Source organism: ANME-2 cluster archaeon (assembly GCA_019429385.1).
GTDB lineage: Archaea > Halobacteriota > Methanosarcinia > Methanosarcinales > Methanocomedenaceae > Methanocomedens_B.
Genome location: JAHYIS010000002.1, coordinates 25,132 through 42,870 on the forward strand (window position 1 = coordinate 25,132; position 17,739 = coordinate 42,870).

At 43.7% G+C, this 17,739-nt stretch carries 20 protein-coding genes and 1 tRNA gene; 14 read left to right on the forward strand and 7 right to left on the reverse strand.

Translation table 11 applies throughout. The features are described 5' to 3' along the window. Nucleotide 1 precedes the first annotated feature (1 nt). The 11 genes from K0A89_01055 (at nt 2) to K0A89_01105 (ending at nt 10,739) form a co-directional block, all read left to right on the forward strand. Nucleotides 2-1,303 (forward strand): formylmethanofuran dehydrogenase subunit B, encoded by a 1,302-nt coding sequence (locus K0A89_01055; protein MBW6517079.1) that lies wholly within the window; start codon nt 2-4, stop codon nt 1,301-1,303. Next, the gene (locus K0A89_01060; protein ID MBW6517080.1) at nt 1,300-3,003 is read left to right on the forward strand and encodes a formylmethanofuran dehydrogenase subunit A; all 1,704 of its coding nucleotides are present in this window, start codon (nt 1,300-1,302) and stop codon (nt 3,001-3,003) included. The genes K0A89_01055 and K0A89_01060 overlap by 4 nt, the downstream gene beginning before the upstream one ends. 14 nt (nt 3,004-3,017) lie before the next feature. Continuing rightward, nucleotides 3,018-3,779 (forward strand): formylmethanofuran dehydrogenase subunit C, encoded by a 762-nt coding sequence (locus K0A89_01065; protein ID MBW6517081.1) that lies wholly within the window; start codon nt 3,018-3,020, stop codon nt 3,777-3,779. Nucleotides 3,780-4,183: 404 nt separating this feature from the next. Then, nucleotides 4,184-5,233, forward strand: coding sequence for a YbhN family protein (locus K0A89_01070; protein ID MBW6517082.1), 1,050 nt, complete (start codon nt 4,184-4,186; stop codon nt 5,231-5,233). Between the two features lie 394 nt (nt 5,234-5,627). Continuing rightward, a complete protein-coding gene (locus K0A89_01075; GenBank protein ID MBW6517083.1) occupies nt 5,628-6,689 on the forward strand; it encodes a DUF4367 domain-containing protein in 1,062 nt (353 codons plus the stop codon). Between the two features lie 96 nt (nt 6,690-6,785). Beyond that, complete coding sequence (locus K0A89_01080) at nt 6,786-6,968, forward strand: hypothetical protein (protein MBW6517084.1); 183 nt, start codon at nt 6,786-6,788, stop codon at nt 6,966-6,968. 42 nt (nt 6,969-7,010) lie between these two features. Continuing rightward, nucleotides 7,011-8,078 (forward strand): hypothetical protein, encoded by a 1,068-nt coding sequence (locus tag K0A89_01085; protein ID MBW6517085.1) that lies wholly within the window; start codon nt 7,011-7,013, stop codon nt 8,076-8,078. 51 nt (nt 8,079-8,129) lie between these two features. Then, complete coding sequence (locus tag K0A89_01090) at nt 8,130-8,714, forward strand: hypothetical protein (protein ID MBW6517086.1); 585 nt, start codon at nt 8,130-8,132, stop codon at nt 8,712-8,714. A gap of 159 nt (nt 8,715-8,873) precedes the next feature. After that, on the forward strand, nt 8,874-9,236 hold the full coding sequence (locus tag K0A89_01095; protein MBW6517087.1) for a hypothetical protein: 363 nt from the start codon (nt 8,874-8,876) through the stop codon (nt 9,234-9,236). Next, nucleotides 9,233-9,487, forward strand: coding sequence for a PLDc N-terminal domain-containing protein (locus K0A89_01100; GenBank protein MBW6517088.1), 255 nt, complete (start codon nt 9,233-9,235; stop codon nt 9,485-9,487). Before K0A89_01095 ends, K0A89_01100 begins: the two co-directional genes overlap by 4 nt. A 55-nt stretch (nt 9,488-9,542) precedes the next feature. Next, complete coding sequence (locus K0A89_01105) at nt 9,543-10,739, forward strand: hypothetical protein (GenBank protein ID MBW6517089.1); 1,197 nt, start codon at nt 9,543-9,545, stop codon at nt 10,737-10,739. A gap of 75 nt (nt 10,740-10,814) precedes the next feature. Here K0A89_01105 and K0A89_01110 read toward each other — a convergent pair whose 3' ends face one another. From K0A89_01110 to K0A89_01130, 5 genes are read right to left on the reverse strand one after another with little or no spacing between them, the layout of a single operon-like run. Continuing rightward, nucleotides 10,815-11,186 (reverse strand): hypothetical protein, encoded by a 372-nt coding sequence (locus K0A89_01110; protein ID MBW6517090.1) that lies wholly within the window; start codon nt 11,184-11,186, stop codon nt 10,815-10,817. A 13-nt stretch (nt 11,187-11,199) separates the two neighbouring features. Continuing rightward, entirely contained in the window at nt 11,200-11,853 is a 654-nt protein-coding gene (locus K0A89_01115; protein ID MBW6517091.1) for a hypothetical protein, read from the reverse strand. A gap of 1 nt (nt 11,854) precedes the next feature. Then, on the reverse strand, nt 11,855-12,559 hold the full coding sequence (locus K0A89_01120) for a DUF1673 domain-containing protein (GenBank protein ID MBW6517092.1): 705 nt from the start codon (nt 12,557-12,559) through the stop codon (nt 11,855-11,857). After that, nucleotides 12,556-13,314 (reverse strand): DUF1673 domain-containing protein, encoded by a 759-nt coding sequence (locus tag K0A89_01125; GenBank protein ID MBW6517093.1) that lies wholly within the window; start codon nt 13,312-13,314, stop codon nt 12,556-12,558. Before K0A89_01125 ends, K0A89_01120 begins: the two co-directional genes overlap by 4 nt. Further along, the gene (locus K0A89_01130; protein ID MBW6517094.1) at nt 13,311-13,757 is read right to left on the reverse strand and encodes a hypothetical protein; all 447 of its coding nucleotides are present in this window, start codon (nt 13,755-13,757) and stop codon (nt 13,311-13,313) included. The genes K0A89_01125 and K0A89_01130 overlap by 4 nt, the downstream gene beginning before the upstream one ends. Nucleotides 13,758-14,173: 416 nt before the next feature. On the opposite strand from K0A89_01130, the gene K0A89_01135 reads away from it, so the two are divergent. Further along, nucleotides 14,174-14,803, forward strand: coding sequence for a DNA integrity scanning protein DisA nucleotide-binding domain protein (locus K0A89_01135; GenBank protein MBW6517095.1), 630 nt, complete (start codon nt 14,174-14,176; stop codon nt 14,801-14,803). 253 nt (nt 14,804-15,056) lie between these two features. Here the strand turns inward: K0A89_01135 and K0A89_01140 are convergent. Next, a tRNA-Gly gene (locus K0A89_01140) sits at nt 15,057-15,128 on the reverse strand. Nucleotides 15,129-15,303: 175 nt separating this feature from the next. Here K0A89_01140 and K0A89_01145 point away from each other — a divergent pair. Beyond that, complete coding sequence (locus K0A89_01145) at nt 15,304-16,083, forward strand: SIMPL domain-containing protein (GenBank protein MBW6517096.1); 780 nt, start codon at nt 15,304-15,306, stop codon at nt 16,081-16,083. Nucleotides 16,084-16,236: 153 nt separating this feature from the next. On the opposite strand, the gene K0A89_01150 is transcribed toward K0A89_01145, so the two are convergent. After that, the gene (locus K0A89_01150) at nt 16,237-16,935 is read right to left on the reverse strand and encodes a methyltransferase domain-containing protein (GenBank protein ID MBW6517097.1); all 699 of its coding nucleotides are present in this window, start codon (nt 16,933-16,935) and stop codon (nt 16,237-16,239) included. 83 nt (nt 16,936-17,018) lie between these two features. Here K0A89_01150 and K0A89_01155 point away from each other — a divergent pair, with 83 nt between their 5' ends. Further along, nucleotides 17,019-17,654 (forward strand): helix-turn-helix domain-containing protein, encoded by a 636-nt coding sequence (locus K0A89_01155; GenBank protein MBW6517098.1) that lies wholly within the window; start codon nt 17,019-17,021, stop codon nt 17,652-17,654. Nucleotides 17,655-17,739 lie beyond the last annotated feature (85 nt).

Consider the following 17,739-nt stretch of genomic DNA (forward strand, 5'->3'; position numbering starts at 1 on the left):
TATGATAATCAAAGACGTGCTCTGTCCTTTTTGCGGTTGTTTGTGTGATGACCTGGCAGTGGAAGTGGAGAATAATAAAGTAGTTGACGTAAAACACGCCTGCAAGATAGGTGCGAGCAAAATCCGGGGCCATGACAGGATAAAGGCACCCATGATGCGGGATGATAAAAATGGCGAGTTCAGGGAAGTATCCTATGAAGAGGCCATTAACGAGTCTGCCAGGATTCTTGCTAAATCCAAACGCCCGTTATTATACGGCTGGGCCAATGGCCTGTGCGAGATGATGAAAAAAGGCATCCTGCTCACCGAGGAAGTAGGCGGCATCATTGATAATACAGCCAGCGTGTGTCACGGGCCATCTGCCCTGGGTGTCCATGAGAAAGGATTGCCAACCGGTACCCTGGGCCAGTTCGCCAACAGGGCCGATGTAGTGGTATTCTGGGGCTGCAACCCGGTACAGGCACATCCCAGGCACATGGGACGATATTCGGTGTTCAATAAAGGTTTTTTCGCAAACAAAGGACGCAGGTCACGGAAGGTAGTGGTCTTTGATGTAAGAAAGACCGATACTGCCAACCTGGCTGATGAGTATGTACAGGTGAAGCCGGGCGAGGACTATATGGTGCTATCTGCCCTTCGGGCCATTGTGGCTGGTAAGGGCGATGTGGTCCCGGATACTGTTGGTGGAGTACCAAAGGAGAAGCTGGCAGAAGTGGCCGAGACCATGAAGGCTGCAAAGTTCGGTATTGTCTATTTCGGCATGGGTCTGACCCAGAGCCGGGGTAAGTACAAGAACATCGATAATGCTGTATCCCTCATCACCGAGTTAAATGCTCATGGTAAGCACAGCATCATTCCCATGCGAGGCCATTATAATGTGACGGGTTTTGGCAATGTATGTGCATGGGAGACCGGTTTTATCAATGCCGTAGATATGTCAAGAGGTTATCCCTACTATAATCCGGGCGAGACCTGTTCCAATGACCTGCTGATGCGGGAAGAGATCGATGCTGCATTCATCATTGCCGGGGACGCAGGAGCACATTTCCCTGCCCAGTCCATTGCACGGATGGGTAAGGTACCGGTGATACAGGTTGACCCATTCCACAACCCGACCACGGAAATGGCAAACATTGTGATACCAACAAAGGTATCCGGCGTTGAACTGGAAGGCACTGCCTACAGGATGGACGGTGTAAGCCTGAGGATGCGCAAACTGGTGGATGTGGACTTCCCATCTGATGAAGAGGTGCTTGACAAAATAATTGCAAAAGTAAGGGAAATAAAGGGGGCTTCATCATGAGTGAAATGCTGATAAAGAATGCAACTGTATATGATCCTATCAATAGCGTCAATGGGGATCTGATGGATGTCGCCGTGAGAAACGGCAAAATTGTGGACAGCGTCGGCAACAGCGCCCAGATCATTGATGCGGGTGGACGTCTGGTCTACCCGGGTGGTGTGGATGCACATACTCATATTGCGGGTAGTAAAGTGAACATAGGTCGTGTCATGAGACCTGAGGATTCACGACTGGGCATCAAAGCGCGGACAAAACTTACCCGTCCCTATACAGGATATACTGTACCAAACGTGTATGCAATGGGATACCGGTATGCTGAGATGGGATATACCACAGCTTTTGAGGCTGCCATCCCCATCCTGAAGGCACGACATACCCATGAGGAACTGGAAGAGATACCCATCATCGATAAAGGTGGCCTGACACTGTTCGGAAGCAACTGGATGGTTATGGATGCCATTCGCGAGAACGACCAGGACAGGCTGGCTGCATACGTGGCCTGGGGACTGCTGGCATCCCGTGGGTGGGGTGTGAAGATAGTGAATCCTGGCGGCGGTGAAGCATGGGGTTTCGGCAAGAACGTGTCTGGTTTGGACGATACGGTGCCAAATTTCGAAGTAACGCCCCGGCAGATTATCAGGAACCTGGCAGAGGTCAACGAGAAGATGAACCTGCCTCATAGTATCCACCTGCATTGCAACAATCTGGGCAAGCCAGGCAATTACGAGACCACTCTGGCCAGTTTCGACATCTGCAAGGATATTAAAGCGAGCAGGGACAGGCAGGCTTTGCACGTGACCCATGTACAGTTCAATGCATGGGGCGGCAACCACTGGGGCGATATGGAATCCAAGTCGGATGCCATTGCAGATTACCTGAACAAGAATGATTTCCTGACCATTGATATGGGGCAGTTGATATTCGGTAGTGCCACTACTATGACCGCAGACGGTCCGGTACAGTACGCCAATGCCAGGCTGCTGAAATCCAGATGGTCAAATGGTGATGTGGAACTGGAAGACTCATCGGGTGTCACACCACTGGAATATCACGCACAAAATTATGTGAATGGCATCATGTGGGCCATAGGACTTGAACTGGCCCTGTTGACTAAGGACCCGTGGCAGGTGCTGATGACCACCGACCACCCCAACGGTGGACCTTATGTTAACTATCCGCAGGTCATGACCCTGCTGATGAGTAAGAAGAAGCGTGAGGAGGCTATGTCCAAGATTGCGGAAAAGACTTTTGAGCGAACCAGTATTGCAGGTATTGACAGGGAACTGGATTGGTACGACATCGCTATCAAGACCAGGGCCGCACATGCCAAGGTGCTTGGTATCGTAGAGAACGGCAAAGGTCATCTGGGTGTTGGTGCTGATGCAGATATTGCTATTTATGATATCAAGCCGGACCAGACCGACGCAACTACCGAATATAATAGGGTGGAAGCGGCTTTCAGACGCTCTGCTTATACCATCAAAGGCGGTGTGGTCGTTGCTAAGGATGGTGAGATAACTGCCACACCTATGGGCAGGACCTATTGGGTAAGGACAAAGGTAGACAATGGCGGGTACGACAGGATGATGGAAGACCTGAAGTTGAAGTTCAGGAACTATTATTCCGTGAACATGGCCAATTACATGGTCCAGGATGAGTATGTTGAGCATCCGGTCGTTGTTGATACGGAGTACAAGTAAAGGAGGTGTTAAGGATGCAAACAGTTACTTTAGTACCAAAAGAGCAGTTCAAGATCTCTGTTGAGGGTGAAAAAATATCCCCTGATAATTTTGCAGGCAAGAGCGCTGATGAAATTGGCGCACTGGTGGCATACGAAGGCAACACACCAAGACCTCTTTCAGAGTTATTTGACATCAAGGTTGATGGCAGTGCCGAGACAGCAGATGATGTAAAGATAGAGATAAACGGCAATGTGCCCCGCGTCAAGCGCATCGGTGAAAGTATGACCGGTGGCCGGATCCTGATCACTGGTGATGTGGATATGAGATGCGGCGCAAAGATGCGCGGTGGCATCATAACCATCAAAGGCAATGCAGATTCCTGGGTAGGCCAGGAGATGACCGGCGGCGAGATAAATGTCCAGGGCAATGCGGCCTTCTACGTGGGTGCCGGATACAGGGGTGAACCCTGCGGCATGCGCGGCGGTAAGATAACAGTGTTCGGCAATGCCAATGATTTTGTAGGCGAGCATATGTGCGGCGGCGAGATTGTCATTAAGGGCAATGCCGGTATCATGCCGGGTTTGTCCAACAAGGGCGGCAAGATCGTCATTGAGGGCAATACCACTATGCCTGGCAGCGAGATGATCAAGGGCACTATTATCGTGAAAGGCACGGTAGAGAATATGATGCCCGTGTACCAGCGTGAAGGTATCGAGGCTGTTGACGGTGTGGAGTTCACCAAGTACGTGGGCGATGTGGTCGTCGGCGGAAAGGGTGAGCTGTTCGTAAAGTGAGCAAAGGTTAGCGGTTTTTCGTGTGGGGTAACCTCTTGTTCAGGCAGGGGGATACCCACTCATTTTGGATCTCATTAAGGTATATTTTTTAGCTGTGAACATGGACATTTTGACAATCATTTTTATTTGAGAGACGAACTCCCTAAACTACTGCCAGAATACGAGATACAAAGCTCAAGTAAAATTATGCATTCATTTGTCAGGGACAGTGCAATCTCGTATTAAAGGGACTTATCTGAAGTACTGCAATGGAATGAACAGGGATTGTACCTTGCTGATTTGCTCGTGGATATTTGAAAATGAGACTGCCTCACCAATGTGGTTTGGTACATAATCTTATATTTTATGTATTACAAGAATAACGAAACACAGGACAATCAGATAAAATACAGGATTTACTATTGATGAACGGAACCACCAGGAAATCTTCGCAACCTAATTTCATTCCTCCATTGACGGTACGGATAGGTCGCTACCTACCACGGTTGATCATACTGGGCCTGGCTGTGCATCTTATCCTCCCCCAGCTCACGTCCCTGGAATATTCACTTAAAGTAATTGAATCAATGGCTCTATGGGCGGTAGGTTTGGCCATTATAGCACAGATGTTCAGTTACCTGGGCAGTGGTTACCTGTTGCATTCGATAGTGGCAATCGTTCACCAGCGCATGTCCATCTTTTTTGGAATAATTATTACTCTTGCTGCATCCAGCATTGGCCTGGTGGCCGGAGGCGTATTAGGCAATACTGCGGCCACTTATCGATGGGTACGCAAAAAGGGTGTCAGTGTAGAAGGTGCGGGGTTGGCAGGCACGTTACCAGTGATATTGAACAATATAATTTTACTATTCGTGACATTTTCAGGTCTGGTCTATTTACTTATCATACGTCAGCTTCCAACCTCACAAACCATCATTTTTATCCTTATCATGCTGCTGTTGCTTATGTTCATCGGTTTAATAGTATGGGGTCTTCAACACCGCTCGCATCTTACATCACTGGCGATACGGATAACAGGATGGTGGGCCCGGATAAATAAGAAACCAAATAAATCAACTGAAACTGAAAATACAATGGATCGACTGTTCAAAGCCTGGGATACGTTATCCGACAGAGGCTGGCAGCGTCCGCTTCTGGGGGCAGGTATGAACGTAGGTTTTGATATTCTTACCTTATATTTCCTCTTTATTGCAGCCGGTTATCGTGTAGGACCTGGTGTGTTGTTAGCTGGCTACGGAATGCCTATGTTGCTGGGAAAAATGGCTTTTTTAATCCCTGGCGGAGTTGGAGTTGTCGAAGGTACTATGGCTGCAATGTATACAGGAGTTGGAATACCTGATCCTGTAGTAGTAGTGGTAATCCTTATCTACCGCCTGTTCTCATTCTGGCTTCCATCCCTGCTTGGCTTTCCTGCAGCAGCTTACCTTCAAAGACCCGGAAACAATGAAACCTGAAATTATTGAATATTTCTACTCCAAAGCATATCACAATATGCAGAGTAACTTTGTTTAGTCTGGGAAATACGACCTCGGGTAAAATCTTATTTCATTTACTACATTATCTCGTGGTATTATAATTTGCTACGTATAGCATTAGTTTTACGAAAATATCAATCAGATATTAACAATTTTTTTCAATTCAATGAAATAATTAATAACGGCAATATAATTATGGCTGAATATTAGTTCTAATGCGATTATATTTTTTGTTTTCCTAACTTACTAATTTGAAAGATTTAATTAGTATATGAATTACAATACAATCTTATTATTTATGGAATATGTATGAATTACTAATAGAATAATAAGTAAAATATTTGAGATATTTAATAAAAATAGGAGATTCAAAATGACACTATCGAAAATATACAAAATACTTTTGTTGCTACTGATATGTTTGTCCATACTTGTAACAGGATGTGTGGATGATAATCTTACTGCTGAGCAGATAGCTGATAAAATGCAGGAAAAACAGGACAGTATTGAAGACTACTCGTACACGATGTACATGACAATGTCATTTAATGGACAGGAACAGGTGATGGAAGCATATACGATGTTTAAAAAACCGAACAAATACAAATCAATTCAGAAACAACCGGCTGAAACAGCAGGAACTGTAATGGTTTCTGACGGCAGTACCATGTGGATATATTCTCCACAACAAAATACTGTCATGACAATGGAACTACCAGAAATTTCCGGGCAAAACGAGCTGGATTACCAGCAGCTTGTTGAGATGATGTTAAATGAAAGTGATTTCTCACTCAAGGGTGTTGAAAAATTCGATGGCAGGACTGCTTATGTAATTAAGATGGCATCAAAAGATGGAAACGACATGGACTTGTTTGGGAACATGGAAATGTGGATAGATAAAGAAACATGGATGCCACTCAAAATGGAAATGAAAGATGCTGATGGGAATCCTGCATTATCTGCAGAATATAGAAATTTCCAGATCAACACCGGCATACCAGACGAAGAATTCCGGTTTGAAATACCTGAAGGGGCAAAGATACAGACCATGGACGAAATGGTGCTGCCACAGAGGATGACACTTGAAGAAGCACAGGAACAGGCTACATTTGAGATATTGGTGCCTTCCTATCTCCCTGATGGTTATGAATTTGACAATGCGATCATAATGGATGGAATGTCAGAAGTGGTTTCCCTGACCTATAGAAATGGTGATGAATTCCTGGGGATTTCTGAGGTTGTCTATGAAGGTGGAATGCAGGAGTCATCAATAATGGGCAATAGTGAAAGTGTAATGATACATGGTGTTGAGGGTAAACTTATCACGATATTTGGTGAGAGCAAAATGCTTCAATGGAATATTAATGATATTCAAATAACACTATCAGCTTCACTTGATAAAGAGGAATTGATAATGATCGCAGAGTCCATGTAGTGAGATTTTAGACATGGATAACTACGAATGAATCCGCAGTTTACATAAATATTTAATACGTGTGATGAGATTATACCTTAAAGGGAGGAAGAAATGATGAATAAACAAATAAATACCATACTGGTACTTGGACTGCTTTTTATAAGCATGCTGGGAGTTTCCAATGCAGCTGCTGCAATTCCAGTCCCTATGCCAATGGTGATCGAAGAAAAGATGGTTGATTTTGATATTTACAATTCGGATATTGAGTTTTCAAAACTCCAGATAAAACCGAGTTAATCTGACATACAGATAAAATTAGGAGAGAGTGATAAGGTCACCGTGACTGTGACGAACAAGGACAACAAAACTGTTACTGTCGCGCCATTTGTTGCAATGCAACCATATAGTGAAAATCTATTCGAAGAAAGCTGGGTTACTATAACTCCTGCCAGTGCAGATATTGCACCGGATTCAAAACAGGAATTTACGATTAAAGTAAATATCCCTGCAGATGCTGATATAGGATATTATGGCACACAGATCGCATTCACAGATGATATGATGCCAACACTCTATCCCACGCCATATCCGCAATACTTCAATACTATGCAATTATCCCTCAATGTATGGACACCGCCAAAAATCCAGATACAGACCACCTACATAAGTAGCCGAGTTGAAACCGGACAGGATTACGATTTTGAGATCAAACTCAAGAACATTGCTGACGGTGATATTTCAATCGACCCGAAGATAGCCGACAACGATAGGTATATGATGTATAGCTATGGTCCATATGGTAGGATGACCCCGGCTTTTGAAGATGATGCAATTACCATTACTGCGCCGTCCGTAATAAAAGCAGGTGAAACTGCGATTGTCAATATCCATCTGGAAGTTCCGGATGATGCTAAAGGCAGTTACAACGGAGCTATTGACCTCAATATCGATGACCCCTCCATCCATGAATGGGAAGGACAGGTCCAGATGAACTTCATGGTGTGGACACAACCCTCAACTCCATATGAGAAGAGTTTTACTGCACGCATTGATGCTCCTATTACCATTGAATTGAACTCGCAAAAGTATAGCTATGATATATGGATGGGTACCGATTCAAACACCCTGGAAGATAAGGACATTTCCTTTGATATGACACTTATCAATCCATCTGGTGATGAGGTTGAAATGACCCTGATCAAGACAACCTACAGCGGTTCAGTGAACCTTGGCATGTCTAAATTCCCGCCATGGGAGATGGATGGCGAGGGAATATACCAGGAAGTTCAGACCGGTTATTCTGAATTAGTTACGACACCCGGTGCGGTAGGTGACTGGACACTCAAGGTACTCCCGATGAATGTGGAGATGTTCAGTTATACGATTACGATAGGGTCATCTGAATAGACCGTTACTACAGGCGCTATGCGCCTGTCCCTATTTTTTTGGATGGTTTATATGAACATTTTATTGAAAATACCGACTATTGTTTTTATTGTACTACTGTTGACTGCCGGGGCAGGATGTATCACAGGTACCGATACCCTGTCTCCTGAATATGATATCGCCTGGGCCGGCACTGTGCCGGGTGAAAGTAAAGCAATCGAGGCGAGAATCGTGCAGGAAGTAATTCCCTATTCAGGTGTGCACTACAGCAATGTTACACTCAGCGCATCCCGGGATAATGACAGGGTTCGTATCCATGTTTTAGCAGTGTCATCGAGTTCCCCCTATCCCGACCTGTATGATTTTACCTATCGTGATGGGGCTTTGATACGTGTGGGTTACCTGCTTGAAGCGATACCTGAACCTGTGCGGAATGAGGCTATCGGTATAGCTATGCAAAATGAAAATATTGCAGCCACTTTTGCGGCAGGTACGAATGTATACAGCACACCGTCTGTGAAACGGATACTGCCGGAAACTGCAGAGAAGTTCTATACTCCCAAGACCCTGCTCAGCGTGACATGGAAGGATAGTTCGGTGTCTGCGCTGGTGGATATGGATAAGCGGGAAGTTGTCGAGGTTTGGAGTGGGAATTGAAGAGGAGAGGATGAAATGGATGCAAAGTTATGGGTCTTATTGGTAATTGGATTTTCTGCAACATTAGTAATATTGGGATTAAATTTCACTGTTGATATGATTTCATTGGGCTCTGGTGCACTGATAACGTTGGTCCTGGTCATTGCGTTTATTATTATTTTGTTATGGCCGGCAAATCCTTTAAAAAAAGATTCAAGTAATAGTACTGAAGAAACAGGAGTTGACACAGAAGCAACCACTGATTCCAGGATTTGTGAAAAAACGACTTCGTTTATTGGAGTACCGTTCTTTCTCGTGTTTGGTGGTGTGTGGGGAAAATATGAGAGCATTTTTTCAGTAAAACATGAAGGAGCTAATATTATGGTGATATGTCCCGGGATATGTCTTGTTTCAAAAAATGACAACCTCAAAATCCTGGGAAAATGGTATAATGGAAAAAAAATTGGTATAGAAGGCAATATTGTAATGGCCAGGCGGATTGAGAACCTGAGTTCAGGTATGGTATTTAACACTGAAAAATGATTGAACCGATATTGATGGGATTATCCGTAGTATTTTTCGTTATCTACATAATTCTTATTGTAGTAGCTTTTGGCTTCTGGATATTAATGCTGATAGATTGTCTGCAGAGACCGAGGGAACGGTTCCCGACCGGTGGTGAATATGATAAACTGATATGGTGCCTTGCCATATTCTTCGTGCATTTTATTGGAGCTGTGCTGTATTACTTCCTTGTGTATAAGAAGGATTTGAAGGGCAGAACGTGCCAATGAGTGGTGGATTTCGAAATATATGAGGTGGAAGACTGTGATTAAAAAAATTAGCAATATGAAACAAATACACATAATGTTTGCTCTTGTACTTATGTTAGCATCAGCAAACACCGCAGCAGCCGTATTAATCAAAGAGGCATACGAAATACCATTCCAAATAAACGAATCCGACAGGATCATTGTCGGAACAGTAACGGATGTCCAGTCCTTTTCCTATCACACTATTGTAACAATCGAAGTTGTTGAATGGTTAAAGAATCCAACGCCTAAGAATTTGATTACCGTTCAAACAGATGTTGGAACGATAGATACCGGGATTGAAAGCGATGAAGCCTCCTTCACGGTAAATGAGTCTATGATCTTGATGCTAAAAGATGTAAATATCAATGAGAACAGGTTCGCAGTTGTGTTCGGTCAACCTGGAAAACACCCGCTATCTGACAGGGATGCTGTGTTACAAGAACTGGCTGCCAGAGAGCGAGCACTAATCGAGGGCAATTCTGAGGATAAGATTGTGGACTACCCTCCAAGCCCTGTTGAGTTCATTGTGCCAACATTTGACCATGGGCTTGACATGGATGGGGACGGTCTATACGATTACCTGATCCTGGAATTGAATGCACGCACCACTGCACCCGGCTGGTATCGGTTCACAGGTGATTTGTACGTACCGCTGGGCACGTATGAGGAAAATGGGGAGACTGTGGCCCGTTTCCAGACAATAGAGTTTACATCTATGATAGTTTACCTGAATGAAACCGTACAGGTGGTTGCGATTAATTTTGAAGGTGGGAGAATTCGCGATAACCAGATAAACGGACCATATGAAGTCAGCATCCTTATGAACACTGAAAAATGGGATTTTGGTAATGTGCTGGACTGCACGACAAGCGGGTATGATTACACCGAATTTGAGCAGCCCGTGTTGCTTCTCTCAGGTCCGGTTCGCTTGAAGGCAGATGCCATTGGACTGGCACGACAGAAGGCGGCCGAAATCGGCGTTACCGTGGGTGAAGTAAATCATACTGAGATCATAACAGGCTATAGTGATGAACTATGGGCTTTAGAGTTCAAGGGGGAGACTTTTGATGAGAGGTTTGTAGTGTATGGTAATACAACGGATGAGATTGTGCACTGGACAATGGATGCGACATTGAAACGTGAACCAGGAATTCCGTTTATGGGAGCCACTGGCACTTTAATGATTTTGATTGGTACGGTTTTATTTGTACATTACAGAAAGCATCTATAATGATGATATTAAAAAAATGGGTTTGCTTCAATGAACAAAAATAAATCAATATTGTTCGCCATATTTCTTGGAATGTTAATAGTTATAATGGGTACTTTTTAACCGCCGTTGACATTCTACCGTCGTGCGATTTTGAAGCACCACCAGTAAGAGGGCCAGGTAGTATGCGAAGATAATAAAAAGATCAAGGATTGAATAATGATTGTCAATGATCATTAATATGAATCCTGCAATCACGACCGGGAGGAATATTCGTATCATACCTGAATCCAGAACCGGGACGTCCACAAGCACCTTTTCCCGCCGCTTTTTTTGCGTATCGCCAAATCCGGTATAAAAATCATGCATATCTGTTTTGTACTTTGTATCACTAGCTTGCATAAACCCGAAATCCTTTCGCGGGCACCAGCCCATGACCTTGCGTATATTTTCGATCAAAGCAATCATTATTCCCACCAATTTACTCCAGCTTCTCAGGAGCAATGCTTTTCAACATCAAAAAATCATGTTCATTGCGTGGATAGAAACCTATATTCCTGCCCCCGGAACGTATCAATATGACCTCTGGATAACGGGATATTCTCAAAGCGCCATATATCACATAGACCAACAATAATGTTGCTATCCTATACATCACATTCATAATTGAGACATCTGTCAGCGAAATTAAAATAAACAGTACCAGTAGAATCAAACTTCGCATTCTATGTTTGAATGCATAATTTTCACCTGATCTAACAGTATCAATATCACTTACAGGAATCAATTTCGTACCTAATATCGGTGTTCGTATCATCAACATATCCCCGGATACAGATATTTTGGTGCGGTCGAATATGAAAAGTAATGCATAGAGCAAAAGCGATACGAGAATAACATACATATCCGACCACTGAATGCCAATTACCAATAGGCTGATAGAGCCGAACAGTACAGCAAAGATACGCCAGTCAAACATCTGGACCGGTATGTACATATACTGAGCATTTTCACCATGGGTCGTAATTCTTGTGTGATAGGCATTCCCTGAAGAGAACACATTATCCGATTTATAAACGATCCTTTCCTGCGGGCACCAGCCCATCATTCTTTTGATACTTTCAAAAGACACCATTTTACTCTTCCCCCCGGTACTTTTCAATTGCATCCTCTATCCCAGCCGCAGTCACCTGGTCTGTTATGACCGAATAATACGGTGAGAATCGATACCACTTTTTTTTACTGGATTCGATATACAATTGTGTATCAAGATCAGGTTTCTCGTGTTGTTTTATGAGCAAATACCACGGCAACATAGGGGCAATTGATACAATCACTTTCCATTCCCCGGTAATAACTGAAAAAACAAGAAATGCAGCAAGAATTAAAAACATGATTGCTATTAGTAAATTTGAAGGTTTTTTGAATTTGAATGTTTGAACTGATTTTATGTCATTGTAGTTTAGTAAGATATTTCTCAGTTCGAATGATTTTAAATTTATACCGTTTTCATCAATAGAAATACCTGCCTGTAACATTTTTACTTGAAGGAAATACAGTAAAGAATACATTAACACGAGAATTGGGATCAATACTGCATATTCCAGACTCCGGCCCAACATCAAAACAATGTTCAAGCTCATAATTAAGCAAAAAGTGAAGATGGCTGAGTTAGCAGAGAACAAAATATTATCAGATTTACATTTTTCAACATTCGTTCGACCAGATGAAATCTGCGGAATATTTTCAAAATCGACATGCTCCCTCAATCTATATCTCGATTGAGTTACATTCGGGCACCATCCCATCATTTTCCGTATAGTTTCGAGGTTGAATGTCAATGGTTCACCTCCAGTTTATTTTTCAACTTCTGCGGGTTATCAACATAAACGTGAAGGGATACTTCATTTTTCAGTTTTGCAGTGATTTTAAGTGCATTACGATACGTTGATTTCTTTTTACCCATGAAATATATCGAGATATATGCTGATATAACTCCAATATTTAGCAAAACAGTAGAACTGGCATCCAACAACGAATAATTGCCAGCAAAGTATTGAGATGACACCTCTGTAATATGTGTCATTGAAAATGCCAGCCAAAATAGTACCAAGAGAGGAATTATCCACCGAACCAAATGGTTGTAGTTCCTTACCACTTCAGTTTTCAGGATATTGTCTTTTGGAATTACCACAGGCTTGTGAAATGGTCTATTGACAATTATCGAATCTGCGGTAAGTTCTGCATTTTTTCGTTTGGCATACATCAGTAAAAAAATTACAAATAAAAATCCGATAGAAAAAATAATACGAACGAAATTTCTGAGTATTGGCACAAAAAAAGCGGAAATGAACAAAATGATTATTGCCATAACAATTGAAAACAGAATTATACCAATACTCACAACATTGAATTCCAGATAATCAATAATAAGTTTCTCTCCAGGAGTTATCCCTTTTACGGCATGAGGAGCCATTTCATGAAATTTCTCACCATACAGTCCATGTTTTTCTCTTCTGGTATCTGCAAGATCAAAACCCTTTTGTGGGCACCATCCCATCATTTTCCGTATCGTCTGCCCAAAATCCAGTGTCAAGCCAATCCCCTCAACTTCCCGAACAGTTCATCCGCAAGTTGTGTGGGGTCATCTGTTTTCTCAAGTTCGACCTTCATTTCATCTGCAATATCCCACAGCAATTCGATACATTGCGTATACCTTGTGCATGCATTACAATCCCCTTCATGTTCATACCACACCTGCACCCCATGTTTTGCCGATACAAAGATAATGGCATTGGCATCAAACGGCATCGAATGCCCGAACAGGATGCCCCGCTCAGCATTGATACTTTCCATCTCTATCTGGTTTGACTGGGCCATCTCAAGCAACGTATCCTCAATTCGCTTATCCATGCTTATGAGTGCCCTGGATACTGCCTGTCGTGAAATATTGAACGAGCGTGCAATATTGATATTGGGAAGGCCGTCCCGGCGCAGCTTCCAGAACTTGAATTGCTTTTCATCTATTGGCAGGAACATGCGTCAATATATGTGTGTTGACTATTTAAGTATGTCGACTCACTTAATTTATTTGGCCACTCACCCTAATTATAACTATTGCCAACAAAAAGCATGCTGCTAAACGATTACCTGTAAAAGGAATTCACACAGGATCTCGCCATCCTGACCCGATAGTAGCGTCTTTCACAACTCTCGTCAGTATTGATAAAATGGAGTTTTAAGTGTCAAAGTTGGGGTGCAATGAATTACAAATCGCATAGTGCGCAGAGTAACGCAGAGAATGGGCGGCTGGTCAGGTGCCGGAAGAGTAGCAGCTGGGAATGAATAAATGAATGAGAAATGCCTGGTCTTGAGTGGCATACTACAACGCATAGTCCCAAAACCAAAACATATAACATATTGCAGTATAATGTGTTTTCCCATACGTGGATACCATGAATGACAACACCTCAGATAGAAAACCAGAGGTTATGGGAATACTCCTTAATATTTCTAAAAACCTGGCTAAAAAGAAGTATGGTGCTCTTCTCATTATAGCAGAGCCGGAAAGAGTGGAGGGAAATTACCATATTCATTATCCTCAGATACAATTCTCAGGGAACCTCCTGAGCGAAGGCATGGATTCGGTGGTAGAAAAACTTGCAACTCTTGACGGGGCCGTGATCTTTACTCCTGAAGGAGTAATGGTTGCATACGGCTGCAGGATATTGAAATCAGAAACACTTTTAGGCTTCGGGACAAAACATGCCGCCGCAAAAGGATTCACTAAATATGACCGTTCATCAACTGCCATTCTGGTGTCGGAAGAGTCAAACTGGATAAAAGTGTTCCAGCAGGGGAAGATCGTACTTGAGACCGACGCCGTGGATATTGAACCTTCAATTCTTGATAAAGTTTCGCGTTTTCTTATAAATCACGATATGGCGCTGCTTGCCAGTGCTGGAATATCTGTCGCAGCTGGCATACCGGCCGTAACATTGCTGATCGTGGGCGGAGCGTACATGATCGTGAAAACAGCAGGTTCAATGATTTCGTCGGTGATCAAAAAAGAGAAATACAAGTAGTAAGCAACGTATTTCACGTTTAACCCTCTGCACATTCTTATCCGGATATTTACTTCAGACATATATTGGTATTGCACCGTAGCAGGTAATTAATTACTTAAATAATAACCTGACACTCATACCCGGATCTGAAAAACGAGCTGAAAAGAAGCAAACTTGACGAATACAAAAAAGTACATTAAAAAGTATATGCGATTTTACAGATTTTCACAAAAAACAGCATCAGAAAAAAGCAGTATAAGTAAATGTTAAGTGCACCGACCGGGATTCGAACCCGGGTAGTAGGCTTGGAAGGCCTAAGTCATAGCCGCTAGACCATCGGTGCGCCTTGGAATGGTACTTCCTGTATAGCTTAATCCAATTTAATGCTTTCGTCATAAATAACTGCGAACCGGTTTGCAGTTTAAATAAATGTTTTATGTCGAGCGCTCATTGTATCCTATAGGGATGATTCCCCATACAAATAATTGGATCAATATACATCACAGGAGATGAGCTCGATGAACATTCGGAATATATACAGCAGCCTGATGGTTCTCATAGCGCTGGTCGTTATTGCAGGAACCGCATCAGCATATTTTGTACAGTCCTCCTCAGCTGGAACGGTAACTACTGCCAGCGGGAATGAGGTCCAGGTAAATACCATTATTGTGGGCGGCACAGGCACGGTCAGCATGAGCCCTGACAAAGCCATCGTATATCTGGGCGTGCAGACCCAGGCAAAAGATGCACAGGGTGCCCAGCAGGAAAATGCCGTGAAGATGGAGAAGATAATCAAAGCCCTGAAAAGTGCAGGTATTTCAGAGGATGATATGGAAACCTCGGGTTATAGTATATACCCCATGAGGAATTATGAAACGCCAGAACCGACCATAACCGGCTATACAGTCTCGAACCAGCTTAAAGTGACCGTGAAGGATATCGATGACGTGGGCGACGTGATAGATGTCGCTGTTGATGCAGGAGCAAATGAAGTCCAGGGCGTAAGTTTTACCTTATCTGACAAAGCGCAGCAGGATGCAAGGGAACAGGCACTTGAAAATGCGGTTAAAGCTGCCAGGGCAGATGCTGATACTCTTGCACGTGCTCTTGATGTGGCTATAGTGGCCCCCCTCGAGATCACCACCAGCGGTGGCAGTATAGCAACACCATATCCTATGTCTTATGCAGTCGCTGAAGAGATGGGATATGCGGGTAGTGCAGTCAGAACGCCTACACCCATCCAGCCCGGGGATGTGAGCGTGACCGCATATGTGCAGGTGATATACCAGTTCACATAGGTCTAAGCAGATAATGTGTGGAACAGGGATGTGGCTTAAATAAAAGCTATCCTGTTTCACTTTTTTCTCACAACAACCCAGCGTTACTTTTCAACACTGAATTGCTGTAATGTCTGATTACCGGATTCTTCGCGACCTATGCGGCACATAATCTCACTTTACTGCCAGTACAATCTGAACAGGTAGACCCCACAGAGATAACATGGTTGTATCAAGGTTTGTGAAACTGGCATCATCCAGCGTCTGTTCGACAAAGATCGGCCGGCAGTCCACATATTTTTCAAAGTTCCTGTGTGCCCATTCATAGACCCTCATCATGGTACCCGGGTTCGTACTCCCTGCCATAGCAACCACGCAGATACGCCCGCCAGGTTTCAGCACCCTTTTGCACTGCTGCAGGACAACCGGGATGACCGGAGTATCGAATAGCTCGAGGGTGAAACTCATGAATACTGCATCAAAGAAATTATCAGGGTACGGCAGGGTTGTTGCATCTCCACAGGTCAACTCGGCCCGCTCCAAAAGGCCTGCTTTGGCGAGCCTCCCGGAAGTTATTTCCAACATGCCTTCAGATAAGTCTATTCCGTATACCTTTCCTGTATCACCCACTGCTTTTGCGATTGCTGAAATGCAGTGTCCCGTACCAAACCCCAGTTCAAGTATCACTTCCCCCTCACGGGTATCCAGCTTTTCAAGTCCGGCTTCCCTGAACTTCTTCTCACTGCTCCCGGTCAACAGGTCATACCATGTGCTCATCCTGTCATAGGCTGCTTTAGACTCTGCCTTCGACCTTGTGACCCTGCTGATAGTGCCAGTTTTTCCAGTTTGTGGTGAAATATCGGTCTGCTCCATGGTTAAGAAAATGTTTTTCGAACTGATAGATTTGCACCCATACATAGAGGGGTATTTATGGTTTAATGGTGCAAATTATAGTTATGAAGAAAATGACCGTCTGTGTTTTGGGCAACTTATTCGGTAGTTGTTTTCCGTTCATTGATACCCTGGAATACCTGGAGGTCATTTCTATCTTCCACTTCACACCCGCGTTCCATTCCGAGGTCTGTAAACTCAGGTTGGTCGAAGGAAAATGTATAGAAGATGTACAAAAGGATGTCCCGGATGGATTGATGGTGTTGCGAAATGACGGACAGGACTATACCTGCCTGATACAGGGGAACATATCAGATGAAGTTTCCCGGTTCGTGGGGCAGTTTGACCTTAAACTGGAGTTCCCCATTATTTTTGATGGGGATAAGTGTAAGCTCAGTCTTGTAGGGACCCCGGACGAAATGCAAAATATCATCATGGCTGCGAAGGAAAATGGTTGGACATTAAAGATATTGTCTGTTGAACAATACGACCCGCATATCAGCAGTGCACTGAATATGCTCACTGAAAAGCAGTCCGCGATCCTTCAGTTAGCCTACAGGTCCGGATATTTCGACCGCCCCAGGAAAATTACTGCAGAAAAACTTGCAAGGAAGGTGGGGCTGCACAAGTCGACCCTGCTTGAGCACCTGCACAAGGCGCAGAAGCGTGTTATTGGGAATGTGATCGAACAGTCTGGTTAATTTGCGATGTCTGAAAGCCAATAATCGTTTTGTCATAAAACCCCAAAACAAAAATACTCCCCCCACCAATACATACCCCTCACAT